Here is a 16,114-nt window from a genome sequence, read left to right as displayed (position 1 = left end):
AGCGCGGCGGCCACGCCGCGCCCTACCCCCGCCAGTACCGGTACAGCCCGCGCGCCGCGGCGTCCAGCAGAAAGCCCAGCACGCCGATCATCAGCACCATGGCCATTAGTTCGGAATAGGCCAGACGGTCGCGCGTGTCCAGAATGAAATACCCCATGCCCGCCGATACGCCCAGCATTTCGCAGGGCACCAGCACAATCCACAGAATGCCAATCGCCAGCCGCACGCCCGTCAGGATGTGGCCAAGCACGCCCGGCAGGATTACGCGGCGCAAGGTCTCCCAGCGCGTGGCCGCCACGCTTTGCGCCAGTTGCAGCCAGCGCGGGTCCAGCTGCTGCACGCCGGCCGCCGTGTTCAACACGATGGGCCACACGGCCGCGAACGTCAGCAGGAAGTAGACCGGGTCATCGCCCACGCCAAACACCATCACGGCGATGGGCATCCACGACAGCGGCGAGATCATCCGCAAGAATTGCATCGCGGGCGACACCGTGGCCTCCAGGCGGCGCCAGCTGCCTATCGCCAGGCCCAGCGGCACGCCGATCGCCAGCGCGAATCCCAAGCCCACCGCAATGCGCCGCAGGCTGACCAGGATATGCAGCGGCAGATCGGACGCAGTCAGCAGCTCGGCCAGGCTGACAAAGGTGGCGCCCGGCGAAAAGCGCCGGGCCATGCCGCCGGCGGGCGACAGCACATCCGTGCCCAGCCACCACAGCGCCAGCAATGCAGCCAGCCCGCCCAGGCCCAATGCGCAACGCGCGAGCAGGCCCAAGCCCCCGGCGCGTGCGCCACTCGCAGGCTTGGCGGGCTTGATGGCTGGCGCCGCCTGTCCGCCAGCCGGCGCTTGTGCCACAGACTCCCGTGCCGTCACGCCTGCACCATTTCAGTCCGGCTGTAGGCGTTGGGGAAGCCGAAGCGGCTCAGGCCGCCCACGGATTCAATCGCGCGCTTCACGTAACGGTCATCCACCAGCTCGCTTGCGGCGCGTGCGGGGTCCAGGCCGGCCAGGAAACCCCGGTCGGCCTCGATCAGCGTGTCACGCAGGCGGCGCACCAGTTCCTCGGTGTAGCTGGGAAACGGATAGGGCTGGAAGTCGATGCGGCGTTCGTCCCAATCGGCATGGCGGATGGCGCCGCTGGCCAGGTACTGCTCGCGGTCGGATGCGGGCGGCGCCAGCACCTTGGACAGCGCGGGCAACGCATGCGGCGTATAGCGGTTGATGCCCTCTTTGGACAGCAGCTGCGCCGTCTCGGCGCGATTGTCGCGTATCCACAGTTGCGCCTGGACGATGGCGTCCACCACTTTCTGCGACCACTCCGGGCGCTGTTCCAGGTCGCGCTCGTGCATGAACACGACGCAGCACGCGTGATTGCGCCAGACGTCGCCCGTAAAGCGCAGCACTTTGCCCACGCCCAGCGTTTCGGCAACCGCATTGAACGGTTCCGCCACGATGTAGCCCGCGATGCGGTTCTGCGCCAGCGCGGGCGGCATGTCGGCGGGCGCCATGACGATCAGGTTGACCTCGTTGGCGCCCACGGCGCCATCCTTGCGCGCCACCGGCGTCAAGCCGTTTTCGCGCAGCAGGTACTGCAACATGACGTTGTGGATGGAATACCAGAACGGAATGGCGACCGTCTTGCCGCCCAATTCCTTCACGCTGTTGATAGCGGGCGCCACGGTCAGGCCCGATCCGCCCACGTGATTCCACGCCACCACCTTGGCCGGCACTTTGCTGCCAAACCGCGCCCACACGGTCATGGGCGACAACAAGTGCACCACGTTGACCTGCCCCGAAATAAAGGCTTCGATCACCTGCGCCCAGCTGCGCAGCAACGTGGGCTTTTCGGCCTTGACGCCCGCCTTGTCGAACAGGCCGTTGTTATGCGCCACCAGCAACGGCGCGGCGTCGGTAATGGGCAGATAGCCGATGCGCACGGGCGCGTCCGGGTCGGTTTGCGCACGGGCGTTGAACGCCGACAGCAAAGACGCCGCGCCACCTGCCGTCAGCAGGGCCGAGAGTTTCAACCAGTCGCGACGCGACATGTGTTCCAGGCACATCAATAAGCTCCTTGCTTGGGGGGTGGCGAACCGGTCAGGCCGGTACGGCGTCAATACGCCCGGCCCGCAGCGCGCTGCGCAGACGGGTCAGGATTTCCAGGCGCAGCGCGCCCATTTCAGACAGCAGGTCGGCGCGCGGATGCGGCAGGTCCACCTGCCACGTGCCCAGGATGCGGCCGGGCGCGCCGCCCAGCAGCACAATGCGGTCGGCCAGCACCAGGGCTTCGTCAATATCGTGGGTGATCAGCACGGCGGCGGTGTTGAAGTCGGCTACGACCTTGCGCAGTAACCCCTGCATGTCGCTGCGGGTAACTTCGTCCAACGCGCCGAACGGTTCGTCCAGCAGCAGCACCGACGGCTGGCGCGCCAGGCAGCGCGCCAAAGCCGTGCGCTGCGCCATGCCGCCCGACAATTGCGCCGGGCGCATATGCCGCGCATGCGACAAGCCGACTTCTTCGATGGCCTGGTCCACGCGCGCCCGGCGCTGCGCGTCCGTCAGCGCGGGCTGATGCTTGAAGTCCAGCCCGAACGCCACATTGCGTTCCAGCGACAGCCACGGCAACAGGCTGGGGTCCTGAAACGCCACCGCCACGCGCGGATGCACGCCATTCAGCGGCGCGCCTTCCATGCGCAGCGAACCCGCCGTGGCGGACTGCAAGCCCGCCAGCACGCGCAGCAGGCTGGACTTGCCCGCGCCGCTTGCGCCCAGCACCGCCACGACTTCCCCGCGCGCCAAGTCCAGGTCCACGTCCTGAAAGACCGGCGCCGGCGCAGCCGGATAGCGCAAGGCCAGGCCACGCGCCTGCAACACCGGCGGCGCGCCCGCCGTCACGCGGTGGCTCCCGCCTGTGGCGCCACGGTAGACGCTTGGGCCGCTTGCAGCCCTGCACCCGCTACGCCGGCTCCCGTCGCCTCGGCGGCCAGCTTGGCCTGCCGTTTGGCCAGCTCGGTTTTCAATTGCACAAGGCTGGGCGTGACGATGGGCAGGAACGCCGCTTCACGCCAGCGCCGGGCAAAGCTGGCGCCTGCCGGTTTCAAATAGGCCGCGCCGCCGCTGGCTTGCAGCTCCAGTTGCACCGCCTGATGCGCGGCATCGGCCAATGCGATGCGGATTTCAAACAAGGCCCAAGGCTCGGTCACGAAGCGTCCGCTGCGCACCCCGGCGATCAAGCTGGCGCTTAACGCTTCCACTTGCGCCCGCAACGCGGCCAGCGGCTCGCCCAAAATGCCGCGCGAGGCCTGGCCCTGCCCGGTCTGCGCTGCGGCGTCCAAAGCGCGCCGCGCCAGCCCGATGGACAAACCGCATTGCAGCCCCGCGAACGCCGGACGCGCGCCGGGCAGATACTGCCGGGCATCGGCGTGGATCAGCCAGTCCGGCCCGATGCGCACGCCCTGCACCTCCAGCGCCGCCGTGTTGCTGGACTGCAAGGCCATCAAGGAAAGATCCGGGCTGCGCGTCAGGCCCGCGATATCGTTGGGCAGCGCCACCACGGCGGGCGTGCCGTCGGGCGCGGTCACGGCGGCCGCGACCAAAAAACCCTGTGGCCGCAGATTGGTGACCCACGGCATGCGGCCGTCCAGCACCCAGTGGCCGTCGGATTCCCGCGCACTGATTTGCAGCGATTCAATGCCGCTCAGGAACTTCATCGCGTTCGACAACGCGGTGGCTCCGGCTTGTTCGCCCGTCAGCAGCGGCGTCAGCCAGCGCTCTGCCAGCGCCGTGTTCGGGCTGCGCAACAGGTATTCAATAAACACCCGCTGGCCCCACGCCACAAAGGCGCTGGCGACCGAGTGTTCGGCCACTTGCGATACCGCTTCGATGGCGTCGCCGATGTCAGTACCGGGCTGGCCGCCCAGCGCCTGCGGCACGCCAATGCGGAACACGCCGGCCTCGGCCAGCTTGGGCAGCACCGTGGCCGCGTTATGGCTGCCGTCGTCCAAGGCGTCGGCATGCTGCGTGAGCCATGCCGCCAGATCCTGCGGCAAGCGCCAGTTCCCTTCTGTGTGCAGCGCTAGCGCCGTCATCACGCGCCGCTCCAGGCGTAGTCGCGCAGCTGATCGTTCAACGGCGTCTGCGCCAGGTTATTGCCAAAATTGCAGATCGTGGCCAGCCCCACGCCCACGATCACCTCCAACGCGTTGCCGTCCGTGTAGCCAGCATCGCGCAAGGCTTGCAGCGTGTCGTCGGTGACACGGCCGCGCGTCAGGATCACCGCTTCGGTAAAGGCCGCCAGCGCTTGCAGGCGTTCATCCGGCAACACGCCTTGAGCGCGCAACGCCTCAATCACTTCAGGCGACAGCCGCGCCTTGTTGCGCGCAATGGCCGTGTGCCCCGCCACGCAGAACGTGCAGCCGTGGCGCGTGCCAGCCACCAGTTGCACCACTTCGCGTTCCTGCAAGGTGAGCCCGGCGCGCGCATTCAGCTGCGACAGCGTTTGATAGGCCTCCAGCGCCACCGGCGCATTGGCCAGCACGCCCAGCAGGTTCGACAGGTATCCGGCGCCCTGCTCCGCGGCGGCCAGCGCGGCGCGCGTGGGTTCGGGAGCGCTTTGCGCGGTATGGACGGGCAAACGGGCCATGAAGATCTCCTGGGGTATCGTTGAAAACCATATTGTGCGGGCGGCCGGCCACAAGCGACAATGCGCGAAGATCGCAACTTGATGCTCGATCTTATCGACTTTCAGCTATTCGCTTATAACCAGAATTACCACCCGCGTTTCGTCCGCCATCATGCTCGCAAACTGCTACGGTCATCGGACCCGATCAGTTCATGTTCACCGCTCAAGCCCGGCTCACCTATCTTGTCCCACCACGCTCCTCACACCGATCAAGCCGCTGTTGATGCGCTGCTGTTGTCCAGCCTGGAAGTGCAATCCAGCTTGTATCACCTGGGGCAGTATTGCGGCAATTGGTCCGCCAGCACCAGCGGGCGGGCGCGTGCAAGCTTTCATTTGATCCTGCATGGCCGCTGCCGGGTGGCGCTGCTGGATGCCCACGGCATTGAGCAAGACGCGCTGACGCTCGCCGCGGGCGACGGCATTTTCTTCCTGCGCGACATCCCGCACGCGTTGACGCCGCTTGACGCCCCGGCGCCCGGCACGGCGCTGTGCCGCGTCATGGAGCCGCTATTGCCGCGGCAAGCAGACAGCACGGGGCTGGCTTGCGGCTTCTTTCAATTCCGGCCGGGCCTGGCCGATTTGCTGGCCGACACCCTGCCCGACTACCTGGTGCTGCGCGCCGAAGACGAACGCTTTCGCACCGCGCGCGGCGTGTTCGATTTGATTCTGGCGGAAACGTCGCAACCGCCGGGCGGCTCGCCCGTGGTGCTGGAACGGCTGACCGATCTGTTGATCTTCTTCATGCTGCGCCATCTGGCGCTGCATGACCGCCAGGCCTACGGCCTGTTCGTGCTGGCGCGCGACCCCGCCATGGCCAGCCTGCTGCAAGCCATTCTGGCGGACCCCGCCGCGCCCTGGAGCATGCAAGACATGGCAGACCGCCTGCATATGTCCAAAGCCACGTTTCACCGGCGCTTCACGCTGCAAAGCGGCACCACACCCGCGCAATTGCTGCAACTGCTGCGCATGCGCGTCGCGCGCCGTTATTTGAGCCAGGGGATGGGAATTCAGGATGCGGCTGAACGCGTGGGCTATCAATCGCAAGCCGCGTTCAGCCGGGTGTTTCAACGGACCGAGGGCGTAGCGCCCTCGGCCTTGCGCAAGCGCTAGCAATAGCGCCGGCGCTTGCCTTGGCGCTTGCCTGCTGGCGCTCGCCTTGGCGTTAGCGCGTCTTCGCCTTACCCCAAACCCAGCAACAGATCGGCCAGCAAGCCGGGATGCGTGATGTGGGCTTCGTGCGGCGCGGCGATGTCCACCCACTTCCACCCTTGCTGCGACTTCACCAGCTTGCGTGATTCCTCCAGCACCGCCAATTCAGGCTGCGTGCAATGGATGTACGTGCGCGGGCGGCCGTTGCCAATGGGGTGCTTCAACGTCAGCGGCGTGGTGTAGCTGGCCAGCGGATGCGCCGTCAGCCGGCGCTTCACCCATTCGTAATCCGCGCTGCCCGGGGTGAACCCCCACGCGGCGGGAATCGGATCGGGAATCGGCACCGCCAACCCCCCCGTGGCCTTGGACGCGGCAGCAATACGCGCATCGGCATCCGCCTTCGGATACACCGAAAACGCATCCTGGCCGCTTTGCAGCACGATGGCGTCGAAGTACACCAGGTGCGCCAAGCGCTCAGGGATTCGGTCGGCCACGCCGCTGATGGGAATGCCGCCGAAGCTGTGGCCCACCAGAATCACATCGTTCAACTCTTGCGTTTCGATGACCTGCACCAGGTCTTCGACGAAGGTGTCGATGGTGATGTTCTTGTTCAGCAAATGCGCGCGGTCGCCCATGCCGGTATAGCTGGGCGCGTAGACGCGATGGCCCGCCGCTTGCAGGCGGTCGGCCACCGGGCGCCAGCACCAGCCGCCATGCCACGAGCCATGGGCCAGCACATACGTCTTGGCCTTCTTGGCCGGGTTGGCGGCTAGCGCCGAAGCGCCCGCCGCCAGGGCCGGCAGCCCGGCGGCCAGTTTCAACAGGGTCCTGCGGGGAATCATCGTCATGCTTTAAACCTGCGCCAATGCCTGTTCCAGGTCGGCGATCAAATCGTCGATGTGTTCAATACCGATCGACAAGCGAACGGTCTCTTCGCGCACGCCGGCCTTTTGCAGTTCTTCGGGATTCAATTGGCGGTGCGTGGTGGAAGCCGGGTGTGTGGCCAGCGACTTCGAGTCACCGATGTTGACCAGTCGCGTGAACAGTTGCAGCGCGTCCTGGAAGCGCGCACCCGCGTCGCGGCCGCCCTTCACGCCGAACGTGAACAGGCCCGGCACCTTGCCGCCCAGGTATTTCTGCGCCAGGGCGTGGTCGGGGTGATCGGCAAGCCCCGCGTAGTTGACCCATTCCACCTTCGGATGCTCGCGCAGGAAGGTAGCAACCTTGACGGCGTTTTCAACGATGCGGTCCACGCGCAGCGCCAGCGTTTCGATGCCTTGCAGAATCTGGAACGAGTTGAACGGCGAGATCGCGGCGCCCGTATTGCGCAGCGGCACCACGCGCGCGCGGCCAATGTAGGCGGCGGCTCCGAAGGCTTCGGTATAGACCACGCCGTGGTAGCTGATGTCCGGCTCGTTCAGGCGCTTGAAGCGGGCCTTGTGTTCGGCCCACGGGAACTTGCCCGAATCAATGATGGCGCCGCCCAGGCTCGTGCCGTGGCCGCCCAGGTACTTGGTCAGCGACTGCACGACGATATCCGCACCGTGTTCGATCGGGCGCAGCAGGTACGGCGACGGCACGGTGTTGTCGACAATCAGCGGCAGGCCATGGCGGTGGGCGATGTCGGCCAACGCGGCGATGTCGGTGATGTTGCCCAAGGGGTTGCCGACCGATTCCGCAAAGATGGCCTTGGTGCGGTCATCAATCTGCGATTCAAATGCGGCCAGGTCGCTGGGGCTGGCAAAGCGCGTGGTGATGCCGTATTGCGGCAACGTGTGCGCGAACAGGTTGTAGGTGCCGCCGTACAGCGTGCTGGACGACACGATGTTGTCGCCCGCTTCGGCAATGGTCAGGATGGCGTAGGTGACGGCGGCCTGGCCCGAGGCCAGCGCCAGCGCGGCGATGCCGCCTTCCAGGGCCGCCACGCGCTGCTCCAGCACGTCGGTTGTGGGGTTCATGATGCGGGTATAGATGTTGCCCGGCACCTTCAGGTCGAACAGGTCGGCGCCATGCTGCGTGTCATCGAACGCGTAGGCAACCGTCTGGTAAATGGGTACGGCCACGGCGCGGGTCGTGGGATCGGGGCGGTAGCCGCCATGCACGGCCACGGTTTCCAGGCGCCAGTTGGGCTTCTTCGGTTCAGTCATGTGTCTCTCCAGAAAATACGAATTTGATAAAGCGAATCAAACGGCCAAGGCGCGCGCGGCGCGCAAGATGCGTTCGATGTCTTCGTGATTGTTATAGGCGCCGACGGACAGGCGCACGTAACCATACTCCACTACGCTGGCCACCACGCCTTCGCGGGTCAGGTGCGCCAGGGCGGCGGCGGGGTCCGCCACGCGCACGGCGGTGGTGGTGCTGCGCAATTCGGCGTCTGCCGGCGACACCACCTGTACGCCCTGCGCGCGCAAGCCTTCACTTAGCGCTTGCGACAATTCCAGCACCCAGGGTTCGATACGATCCGGCTGCGCGCCTTCGATCAAGCTCAGCGCACCTGCCCAACCGGCAATGCCAGGATAGTTCAGGTTGCCGGTTTCCAGCCGGCGCGCGTCCCCGGCATCCGACACGCCCACCTGCCATTGCAGGCCGGACTTGTCCAAGGTGGTGACGCCAGACGGCCCCACGTACAAGGGGTCCAGCGCGTCCAGCAGCTTGGGCGACACGTGCAACAAGCCCACGCCCAAGGGGCCGAGCATGCCTTTGTGCGCGCCGCAGGCAAACGCGTCCACTTTCCATTCGTCGACCTTGGCGCGCAACAGGCCTGCACCCTGGATGCCATCCACGATCAGCCAGATGCCGCGTTCGGCGCAGCGGCGGCCGAGCTCGGCGATGTCGGTACGCAAGCCGGTGCCGTACTGCACCCACGACACCGCGATCAAACGCGTGCGCGCATCCACGTGCTGCCACAGATCATCCACCGTATAGCGATGCGATTTCGCCTGGGCCACGCGCACCTGCACGCCGCGACGGCGCAGGTTCAGCCAGGGCAAGGCGTTGGTGGGGTGTTCCTGATCATCCACGATCAGGTTGTCGCCGTCTTGCCAGGCCAGGCCTTGCGCCACCGTGTTCAAGCCTTCGGTGGTGTTCTTGGTGAAGGCCAGGCGGCGCGCGTCCCCGCCAATCAGGCGGGCCAGGCGCACACGCAAGGCGTCGGCATCGCGCAGCCATTGCGGCTTGTCGCTGCGGGCATAAGTAATGCTGTCAAAGAAGCCGGCCACCGCGTCAGCCACCTTGGGCGACAACGGGCTGGTGTAGGCGATATTGGCGTAGGCCTTGTCACGCGTGATGGGAAACAACTGCCTGAATTCGTCCTGCCAGCTCATGCGCAACCTTCTCTGTGATTCCAACTTGGTATGGCGGAATTCTAGGTATATGACGCGCATCTGGATAAGGCTTAGTTCTTATATTCATATGACCATATAGTCGCTCTGCGAACGCCTGCACGCCCCTAGAATTCATGCCTTTCTTGCATACAAACAATACGGGAACGGCATGCGATTGAATCCTCTACTCAAGACGGCTGGCGTGGCCGCCGCGTTGGCGATTGCGGGCGCGGCAACAACAGGCGCCGCGCATGCCGGCACGGTCGACACCATCAAGAAACGCGGTGAACTCGTGTGCGGCGTCAGCCAAGGTTCGGCCGGTTTGTCGATTGCCGACAAGCAAGGCCGCTGGACCGGCCTGGACGCGGACCTGTGCCGCGCGCTTGCCGCCGCCGTCTTGGGCGACGCCGAGAAAACGCGCTTCGTGCCGCTGAGCTCGCAGCAACGCTTTCCCGCCTTGCAGTCCGGCGAGATCGATGTGTTGAACCGCAACACCACCATCACATCGGGCCGCGATGCGGGGCTGGGCATTACGTCCGCCGGCATCGTGTTCTATGACGGCCAAGGCTTCCTGGTGCCGCGCAAGCTGGGCGTGAAGAGCGCGGCCGAACTGGATGGCGCGCAAGTCTGCGTGCAGCCCGGCACGGTGAACGAGCAAAACCTGGTCGACTACTTCAAGAAGAACAAGCTCACGTACCGCCCGGTGGTGATCGAAAACCTGGTGGAACTGGAACAAGCCTTCTACGCTGGCCGCTGCGACGTGTACTTGTCGGATGCGTCCACGCTTGCCGCCAGCCGCGCCGCGCGTGCTGCCAAGCCGGACGACTTTGTCATCCTGCCCGAACGCATCAACAAGTCGCCGCTAGGCCCCTTCGTGCGGCAGGACGACCCCAACTGGGCGTCGATTGTGCGGTGGACGGTAAACGCGCTGGTCGCCGCGGAAGAACTGGGCATCACGTCGAAGAACGCCGACAGCCAGGCGCAAAGCACCGACGCCCAAGTGCGCCGCCTGTTGGGCGTGGACCCCGGCATCGGCAAGAGCTTTGGCCTGGACGAAAGCTGGGCGAAGAACGCCATCAAGGCCGTGGGCAACTATGGCGAAGTCTGGGACCGCAACCTGGGCGCAGCCACACCGCTGAAGCTGGACCGTGGCTTGAACGCGCAATGGAACAAGGGCGGCCTGCTGTATTCGCCCCCCTTCCAATGAGCGTGACGTCCTGAACGCGGCAGGCGGGCCAATGGCCCGCCTTTTGCATTGGCTCCGCGGCCCGCGCCGACGTACGAGCGCCCCGCGCCCGACCTGCTTCTGTTGTCAGGCATCACGACCACCATGACTGCACTTACCCTTCCCCTGCCCGCCCCGTCGCTGCTGCGCCGCTGGCTGCCCTCGCTTGCCTGGATTCTGGCGCTGGGCGGCATGGCCGCCACGCTGCTGCTGCACATTGAATCCGTGCAGACCGCGCGCGGCATCCAGGGCGGATTCGGCTTTCTATTCCAGCCAGCAGGCTTTCGAATTTCGGAAAGCCTGCTCGGCGTAACGCCCGATGATCCGTACTGGATGTCGATTGCGGCGGGTCTCGTCAACACGCTGACGGTGGCCGCCGTCGCCATTCCGCTGGCGACCGGCTTGGGCATTGCGCTGGGGCTGATGCGCTTGTCGTCGCATCCGCTGGCCGCCCGTTGCGCCGCCGTCATCATTGCGCCGCTGCGCAACACGCCCGTGCTGTTGCAGCTGTTCGTCTGGTACGGCCTGCTGCTGCGCCTGCCAGACGTGCGCCAGGCATGGCAACCCTTGCCACACGTGCTGCTGTCCAATCGCGGATTGGCCCTGCCAGCCTTGCAAGGCTGGCTGCCTTATGCCGCTGTCTTGGCGGTGGCGCTGATGGTCGGCTGGCGTGCGCGGCGGCGCGTTGGCAACCCGGCCGTCTACGCTTCCCTTGCCATCGCCGCGTTGGCCTGGGCGCTGCTACCCGCTATCCACATCGACTTGCCCATCAAGCGTGGCCTGGGCTTGCAAGGCGGCTGGCAACCCAGCATTGAATTCGCGGCGTTGCTGATCGGCTTGGTCGTGTTTCATGCGGCCTACATTGCCGACATCGTCCGCGCCGCCGTGCGCGCCGTGCCGATCGGGCTGGTGGAAGCCGGCCAGGCAATGGGCCTGACGCCGCGCGCCGTGCTGCGGCTGGTGATCGCGCCGTATGCCGCTCGCGTGGCGCTTCCGCCCTATGCCAACCAGTGCCTGTCGCTGGTGAAGAACAGCACATTGGCCATCGCGATTGGCTATCAGGAATTGATGGCGGTCATCAACACCGCCATCACGCAGACCGGCTTGGCGCTGGAAGGCATTGCGCTGGCGGTAGCGGTGTATCTGACGTTGGCGCTGGCGTTGGGCGGCGGGCTATCTGCCTGGAACGCGCGCAACACGCGCCACGGGCCGGGCGACACGCATGGCGCGCGGCTGGGCGACCGGCCGTTGTGGAATGCGGCGGATGGCGAACGGCACCCCTGGCGCGGCAAACTGGCCTCTACCGCGATGGCCGTGCTGTTGGCGGCCGCAGCGTGGGCCTTGCTGGACTGGGCCGTGGTACGCGCGGTGTGGCAAGGCGGCCCCGCCGCTTGCGCCAACGCGGCGGGCGCTTGCTGGGCCGCGGTGGGAGAAAACCTGCCGCTGCTGTTCTTCGGCACCATGGCCGAGGCCGACCGAGGCCCGGCGCTGGCCGCCTGCGCGGCGCTGCTGGCCGGCATCGCGCTGACGCTCGGCGTGCGCGGCCTGCCCGCCCAGGTACGCGGGGCCTTGTTGATTGCCCTGCTGGCGGTGGTGGTGGCCGCGTTGACCGGCTGGCCATGGGGCGGCGCGCTGATCGGTCCGCAGCGTTGGGGCGGCTTGCTTGTCACACTGATCCTGGCCATCGCCGCGCTGGCCGCCGCGGTGCCGTTGGCCTTTGCGCTGGCGTTGTTGCGCCGCTCAGGCAGCCGCGCGGGGTCGCTGGCGGCCGCTGGGCTGATCGAAGCGGTACGCGGCGTGCCGTTGGTCACGCAGCTGCTGTTCGCGTCCTTTGTATTGCCGATGCTGCTGGGTGGCGGCGTATCCAAGTTCAGCATGGCGCTGGCCGCGCTGACCTTGCACACCGCCTGCCTGTTGGCCGAAGTCTTGCGCGGCGCGCTGCAAGCCATTCCGCCGGGCCAGATGATGGCCGCACGCGCGTTGGGCATGCGCCCCGCCACCGCGTACGCCACGGTCATCTGGCCGCAAGCGCGCCGCATCGCCGCGCCCGCCGCGCTGGGCGTGTTCGTGGGCGCGGTGAAAGACACGTCGCTGGTCAGCATCATCGGTGTGTTCGACGTGCTGGGCGCGGCCAAAGCGGTGGTGGCCGGCACGGACTGGCGGCCCTATCACGTCGAGGTTTATCTGGCGGTGGCGCTGTTGTACTTCGTGGCAAGCCTGGCGTTGACGCGCGTTGCGCGGCGCATGGAAACGCGCGGCGGGTAGATGGGCCAGAGGTTACGCGCTCGTCCTATCGCGGGTTCAGCCCGCCCGCGAATCCAGCGGCGTGCGGGCCAGGAAGCGGTCGAAGGCGGCCAGATACGCCCCTTCCACCGCCGTCAGTTTGCGTTGCTTGTGCCAGGTTAGAAACACGTCGATCTCCGCCACGGATTCGGCCGGCGGCAGGCGCCGCAGTTCGCCGCTCATGACGTCCTGGCGGATCAGGTGCTCGGGCAGAAAGCTCAGCCCGATGCCCGCCACCACCATCCGGCGGACCTCTTCGATGTTGGGCGACGTGCCCACGATGCGGCCCGTGAAGCCCTGCTGGTCGCGGAAGATGGTCAGCGGAGACAAGGTGTCGCCGATCTGGTCGCTGGCGAAGCACACGAAATTCTGGTCCATCAGGTCTTCGATGCTGATGCGCTGCTTTGAGAACAGCGGGTGGTGCCGGCCGCAGACCACCGCATAGTGATGCCGAAGAAAGAGCCGGCGTTCCAGGCCTTCAACCGGCTTGCGGCACAAACAGATGCCCAGCGCGGGCACTCGCTTGGCCAGCGCGTCCAGAATGGCGGCGCTGGGCAGCACGTCGATATGGAATTCGATCTTGGGATAGCGGCGATGAAATTGCGCCAGGAAGTCGTCATAGGCCGGGCTTTGGACCTTGCTCATCACCAGCAGCCGCAACGTGCCGGCCACTTCGGCCTTGTCTTGCGTGGCGGCGTTTTCAATGCGGGCCATGGTGCCGTACATGTCGCGGGCGATGGCGTAGATTTCATCGCCCAAGCCCGTCAGCCGGAACTCGCCATTGCGCCGGTGCAGCAGCATGCCGCCCACCGCGTCCTCCAGCCGCTTCAGCGCCTGGCTGACCGCGGGCTGGCTCAGGTGCAGCGCCTGCGCCGCCCTGCCCACCCCGCGTTCCTGCACCACAAACATGAACGTGCGCAGCAGGTTCCAGTCCATGCGTTCGGGCGCCAGCGAGAGCGCAGAAGGGGTACGGCGGGCAGGCTGGGGCATGGCGGTCCGGAAGGCGGCGGGTAAGAAATTTGAATCCAACCCAAGCCGGCCGCCGCCCCAAGAGTCAAGCGCCGGTCAGCCCCGCGAAAAACCGCGATGCGTTGGATTCCAGGCCCTCAATATAGTAGCCACCCTCTTGCACGATCAAGGTCGGCAAACGCATGCCGCCCACCGCCCGCCCCAGGCGCTCAAAGCCGTCTTCCGTCACGCTGACCATGGCTTGCGGATCTTTCTCGAAGATATCGAAACCCAAAGACAGCACCAGCGCATCCGGCTGAAAGAGGTCGATGGCCTGGCGCGCCTGGGTCAAGCGGTCAAAGAACACGGATTCCGGCGAGCCGTGCGGCATGGGCAGGTTGATGTTGTAGCCGTAGCCTTCGCCCGCGCCGCGCTCGTCTTCAAAGCCTGCGACCACCGGGTAGAAGTTTTCGGGATCGCCGTGGATCGACACGTAGAGCACGTCGCTGCGCTCGTAGAAAATTTCCTGAATGCCCTGGCCGTGGTGCATGTCGGTGTCCAGGATGGCCACGCGCGGAAAGCGCGACGTGAGGCGCTGTGCGGCGATGGCCGCATTGTTCAGGTAGCAGAAGCCGCCTGCGGCATCGCGGCGCGCATGATGACCGGGCGGCCGGCACAGCGCGTAGGCGTGGCGGTCGCCCGCCAGCAGCGCTTCGGCGCCCGCCACCGCGCATTGCGCCGACCAATACGCCGACTGCCACGTGTTCGGGCCGACCGGGCAGCTGCCATCCGCCAGATAGCGCCCGGCCTTGGCCAGCACGCCGCGTAACGCGTTGGGTTCGCGCACGAAGACATTCGACACGACCTCGCCGCCCCAGTCGCCCGGCAGTTTCATCCAGTCGTCATGGGCGCTTTGCAGAAAGCGCAGATAGTCCAGCGAGTGCACGGCCGAAATGGCGCCGGCCCCGTGGTCGGCGGGCGTCTGCACGTCAAAGCCCAGCTTGCGTGCCGCTTGCACCAGGCCATCCAGACGCGCCGGCACTTCCTGCGGGGTGCGCATCTTGCCGCGCGAAAAATAGGTTTGCGGATGATGCAGCTTCTGGTCGTCGTGAAAAAATGCCTTCATGCTTGCTGATCCTTCAGGTGAAATTGCTCGGTGCGCTGACCAACATTGCCCAGCAGCAGAACGGAAACCAGGGAAAGCAACGAAATCGCCGAGAACAGCAGCGCCAGCGGCCACCACTGCCCTTTGAAATTCTCCGCCAGCACGGTGCCAAGCAAGGGCGTCAGACCGCCGAAGATGGCGCCCGACAACTGGTAGGCCATCGAGATGCCCGTGTAGCGGATGCCGGTCGGAAAGCTGTCGCTGACATAGCCCGCGATGACCGCGTAGTAGGCGCCCATGAAGAGTACCGCCACGCCGACCCCCAGCGTAATACTGGAAAGCGAGCCCTGGTCGACCAGGTTGAACATCGCGTAGGGCGTGAAGATCGACACGAACGCCATCGCGCCCAGGAACCGCAGGTTGCCGACGCGGCTGGCGATGTAGGCCGCAAGCGGCGTGATGAAGAACTGCATGATGGACACGACCAGCAGGCAATCCAGAATCACCGCCCGGTTCAAGCCCACGTACTGCGTGGTGTACGCAATCATGAACGTGTTGGTGAAGTAGAAGCCAGCAATGCCCAACACGTTCGCGCCCACCGCCAGTATCAGCAGCCGGGGCGCGCCGCGCAGCACCTGCGCAAGCGGGGCCTGGGCGGGTTTGGCCGGGTTGGCGCGCTTGGCCTGCGCTGCCTTTTCCGCGATGAAGTCGGGCGATTCGTTCACGCTCAAGCGAATCACGAAGCCCACCACCAGCAGCACCGCCGAGAACAGGAACGGCACGCGCCAGCCCCAGCTCAGGAACGCCTCGTCGTCCAGGCCCGTCACCAGCTTGAACATCAGCATCGACAGGATCAAGCCGGCCGGGCTGCCCAGTTGGGCGAACGATGCGAAGAACGTGCGCTTGCTTTGGTCCGGCGAATGCTCGCCCGCCATCAGCACCGCCCCGCCCCATTCGCCGCCCACCGCGATCCCCTGCACGATACGCAGCAGGATCAGCAGGATGGGCGCCCAGATGCCGATGGACGCGTGGGTGGGCAACAGGCCGATCAAGACGGTTACCGTGCCCATCATCACCAAGGTGATCACCAGCGATTTCTTGCGGCCGATCTTGTCGCCAATGTGGCCGAAGATGGCGCCGCCCAACGGCCGGGCGAAAAAGCCCACCGCGAATGTGCCGAAGGCGGCCAAGGTGCCGTAGAAGCCGGTGGCCGATGGAAAAAAGATCTTGCCGAACACCAGCGCGGCCGCGGTCGCGTAGATGTAGAAGTCGTACCACTCGATCATCGTGCCGACAAAAGCGGCGGTCGACGCGCGCACCGGTTGGTGGCCCGTCACGGGTTTTCCCCTCATGTTTATCTCTCTTTACGTAGTTGAGGTCTTGCAGACGATCGTTATAGCCCCGC

General features: G+C 66.0%; 14 protein-coding genes. 3 read left to right on the top strand and 11 right to left on the bottom strand.

Features of this window, described 5'->3' with window-relative positions:
- Positions 1 to 22: 22 nt before the first annotated feature.
- Genes AC1DB0_RS25835 through AC1DB0_RS25815 form a run of 5 tightly spaced genes read right to left on the bottom strand, consistent with a single transcriptional unit; the run spans position 23 to position 4,637 of the window.
- Positions 23 to 853 (bottom strand): ABC transporter permease, encoded by an 831-nt coding sequence (locus tag AC1DB0_RS25835; protein WP_476758247.1) that lies wholly within the window; start codon positions 851 to 853, stop codon positions 23 to 25.
- A 14-nt stretch (positions 854 to 867) separates the two neighbouring features.
- Positions 868 to 2,058, bottom strand: a complete 1,191-nt coding sequence (locus AC1DB0_RS25830) for an ABC transporter substrate-binding protein (protein WP_346551919.1) — start codon at positions 2,056 to 2,058, stop codon at positions 868 to 870.
- A gap of 34 nt (positions 2,059 to 2,092) precedes the next feature.
- A complete protein-coding gene (locus tag AC1DB0_RS25825; RefSeq protein WP_054427707.1) occupies positions 2,093 to 2,890 on the bottom strand; it encodes an ABC transporter ATP-binding protein in 798 nt (265 codons plus the stop codon).
- On the bottom strand, positions 2,887 to 4,083 hold the full coding sequence (locus tag AC1DB0_RS25820) for an acyl-CoA dehydrogenase family protein (protein WP_476758277.1): 1,197 nt from the start codon (positions 4,081 to 4,083) through the stop codon (positions 2,887 to 2,889). The genes AC1DB0_RS25825 and AC1DB0_RS25820 overlap by 4 nt, the downstream gene beginning before the upstream one ends.
- On the bottom strand, positions 4,083 to 4,637 hold the full coding sequence (locus AC1DB0_RS25815; RefSeq protein WP_054427708.1) for a carboxymuconolactone decarboxylase family protein: 555 nt from the start codon (positions 4,635 to 4,637) through the stop codon (positions 4,083 to 4,085). The genes AC1DB0_RS25820 and AC1DB0_RS25815 overlap by 1 nt, the downstream gene beginning before the upstream one ends.
- 222 nt (positions 4,638 to 4,859) lie before the next feature.
- On the opposite strand from AC1DB0_RS25815, the gene AC1DB0_RS25810 reads away from it, so the two are divergent.
- The gene (locus tag AC1DB0_RS25810) at positions 4,860 to 5,786 is read left to right on the top strand and encodes an AraC family transcriptional regulator (protein ID WP_054427785.1); all 927 of its coding nucleotides are present in this window, start codon (positions 4,860 to 4,862) and stop codon (positions 5,784 to 5,786) included.
- A 68-nt stretch (positions 5,787 to 5,854) separates the two neighbouring features.
- Here AC1DB0_RS25810 and AC1DB0_RS25805 read toward each other — a convergent pair whose 3' ends face one another.
- From AC1DB0_RS25805 to AC1DB0_RS25795, 3 genes are read right to left on the bottom strand one after another with little or no spacing between them, the layout of a single operon-like run.
- A complete protein-coding gene (locus AC1DB0_RS25805; RefSeq protein WP_254600400.1) occupies positions 5,855 to 6,673 on the bottom strand; it encodes an alpha/beta fold hydrolase in 819 nt (272 codons plus the stop codon).
- A 3-nt stretch (positions 6,674 to 6,676) separates the two neighbouring features.
- On the bottom strand, positions 6,677 to 7,972 hold the full coding sequence (locus tag AC1DB0_RS25800; RefSeq protein ID WP_054427711.1) for an O-acetylhomoserine aminocarboxypropyltransferase/cysteine synthase family protein: 1,296 nt from the start codon (positions 7,970 to 7,972) through the stop codon (positions 6,677 to 6,679).
- A gap of 36 nt (positions 7,973 to 8,008) precedes the next feature.
- Entirely contained in the window at positions 8,009 to 9,148 is a 1,140-nt protein-coding gene (locus tag AC1DB0_RS25795; RefSeq protein WP_476758246.1) for an aminotransferase class V-fold PLP-dependent enzyme, read from the bottom strand.
- A 169-nt stretch (positions 9,149 to 9,317) separates the two neighbouring features.
- Between AC1DB0_RS25795 and AC1DB0_RS25790 the strand changes: the two genes are divergently transcribed.
- Complete coding sequence (locus AC1DB0_RS25790; protein WP_054427714.1) at positions 9,318 to 10,355, top strand: amino acid ABC transporter substrate-binding protein; 1,038 nt, start codon at positions 9,318 to 9,320, stop codon at positions 10,353 to 10,355.
- A 123-nt stretch (positions 10,356 to 10,478) separates the two neighbouring features.
- A complete protein-coding gene (locus AC1DB0_RS25785) occupies positions 10,479 to 12,638 on the top strand; it encodes an ABC transporter permease subunit (protein WP_476758245.1) in 2,160 nt (719 codons plus the stop codon).
- 36 nt (positions 12,639 to 12,674) lie between these two features.
- Here the strand turns inward: AC1DB0_RS25785 and AC1DB0_RS25780 are convergent, their stop codons facing one another.
- The 3 genes from AC1DB0_RS25780 to AC1DB0_RS25770 all read right to left on the bottom strand — a co-directional run bounded on the left by AC1DB0_RS25780 (position 12,675) and on the right by AC1DB0_RS25770 (position 16,061).
- The gene (locus tag AC1DB0_RS25780; RefSeq protein ID WP_447577680.1) at positions 12,675 to 13,646 is read right to left on the bottom strand and encodes a LysR family transcriptional regulator; all 972 of its coding nucleotides are present in this window, start codon (positions 13,644 to 13,646) and stop codon (positions 12,675 to 12,677) included.
- Between the two features lie 64 nt (positions 13,647 to 13,710).
- Positions 13,711 to 14,730 (bottom strand): histone deacetylase family protein, encoded by a 1,020-nt coding sequence (locus tag AC1DB0_RS25775; protein ID WP_476758244.1) that lies wholly within the window; start codon positions 14,728 to 14,730, stop codon positions 13,711 to 13,713.
- Positions 14,727 to 16,061, bottom strand: a complete 1,335-nt coding sequence (locus AC1DB0_RS25770; RefSeq protein ID WP_054427717.1) for an MFS transporter — start codon at positions 16,059 to 16,061, stop codon at positions 14,727 to 14,729. The genes AC1DB0_RS25775 and AC1DB0_RS25770 overlap by 4 nt, the downstream gene beginning before the upstream one ends.
- Between the last annotated feature and the right edge of the window lie 53 nt (positions 16,062 to 16,114).

It is taken from the genome of Achromobacter sp. 10T422, from assembly GCF_056394065.1.
The sequence above is the reverse complement of the archived record's forward strand: the minus strand, read 5'-3'. Positions and strand labels throughout refer to the sequence as shown.

Excerpts from the sequence above, each read along its gene's own strand:
- AC1DB0_RS25800 (WP_054427711.1), bottom strand. The coding sequence starts at position 7,972 with ATGACTGAACCGAAGAAGCCCAACTGGCGCCTGGAAACCGTGGCCGTG.
- AC1DB0_RS25790 (WP_054427714.1), top strand. The coding sequence starts at position 9,318 with ATGCGATTGAATCCTCTACTCAAGACGGCTGGCGTGGCCGCCGCGTTG.
- AC1DB0_RS25775 (WP_476758244.1), bottom strand. The coding sequence starts at position 14,730 with ATGAAGGCATTTTTTCACGACGACCAGAAGCTGCATCATCCGCAAACC.
- AC1DB0_RS25805 (WP_254600400.1), bottom strand. The coding sequence starts at position 6,673 with ATGACGATGATTCCCCGCAGGACCCTGTTGAAACTGGCCGCCGGGCTG.
- AC1DB0_RS25815 (WP_054427708.1), bottom strand. The coding sequence starts at position 4,637 with ATGGCCCGTTTGCCCGTCCATACCGCGCAAAGCGCTCCCGAACCCACG.
- AC1DB0_RS25830 (WP_346551919.1), bottom strand. The coding sequence starts at position 2,058 with ATGTGCCTGGAACACATGTCGCGTCGCGACTGGTTGAAACTCTCGGCC.
- AC1DB0_RS25820 (WP_476758277.1), bottom strand. The coding sequence starts at position 4,083 with ATGACGGCGCTAGCGCTGCACACAGAAGGGAACTGGCGCTTGCCGCAG.
- AC1DB0_RS25780 (WP_447577680.1), bottom strand. The coding sequence starts at position 13,646 with ATGCCCCAGCCTGCCCGCCGTACCCCTTCTGCGCTCTCGCTGGCGCCC.
- AC1DB0_RS25770 (WP_054427717.1), bottom strand. The coding sequence starts at position 16,061 with ATGAGGGGAAAACCCGTGACGGGCCACCAACCGGTGCGCGCGTCGACC.
- AC1DB0_RS25795 (WP_476758246.1), bottom strand. The coding sequence starts at position 9,148 with ATGAGCTGGCAGGACGAATTCAGGCAGTTGTTTCCCATCACGCGTGAC.
- AC1DB0_RS25785 (WP_476758245.1), top strand. The coding sequence starts at position 10,479 with ATGACTGCACTTACCCTTCCCCTGCCCGCCCCGTCGCTGCTGCGCCGC.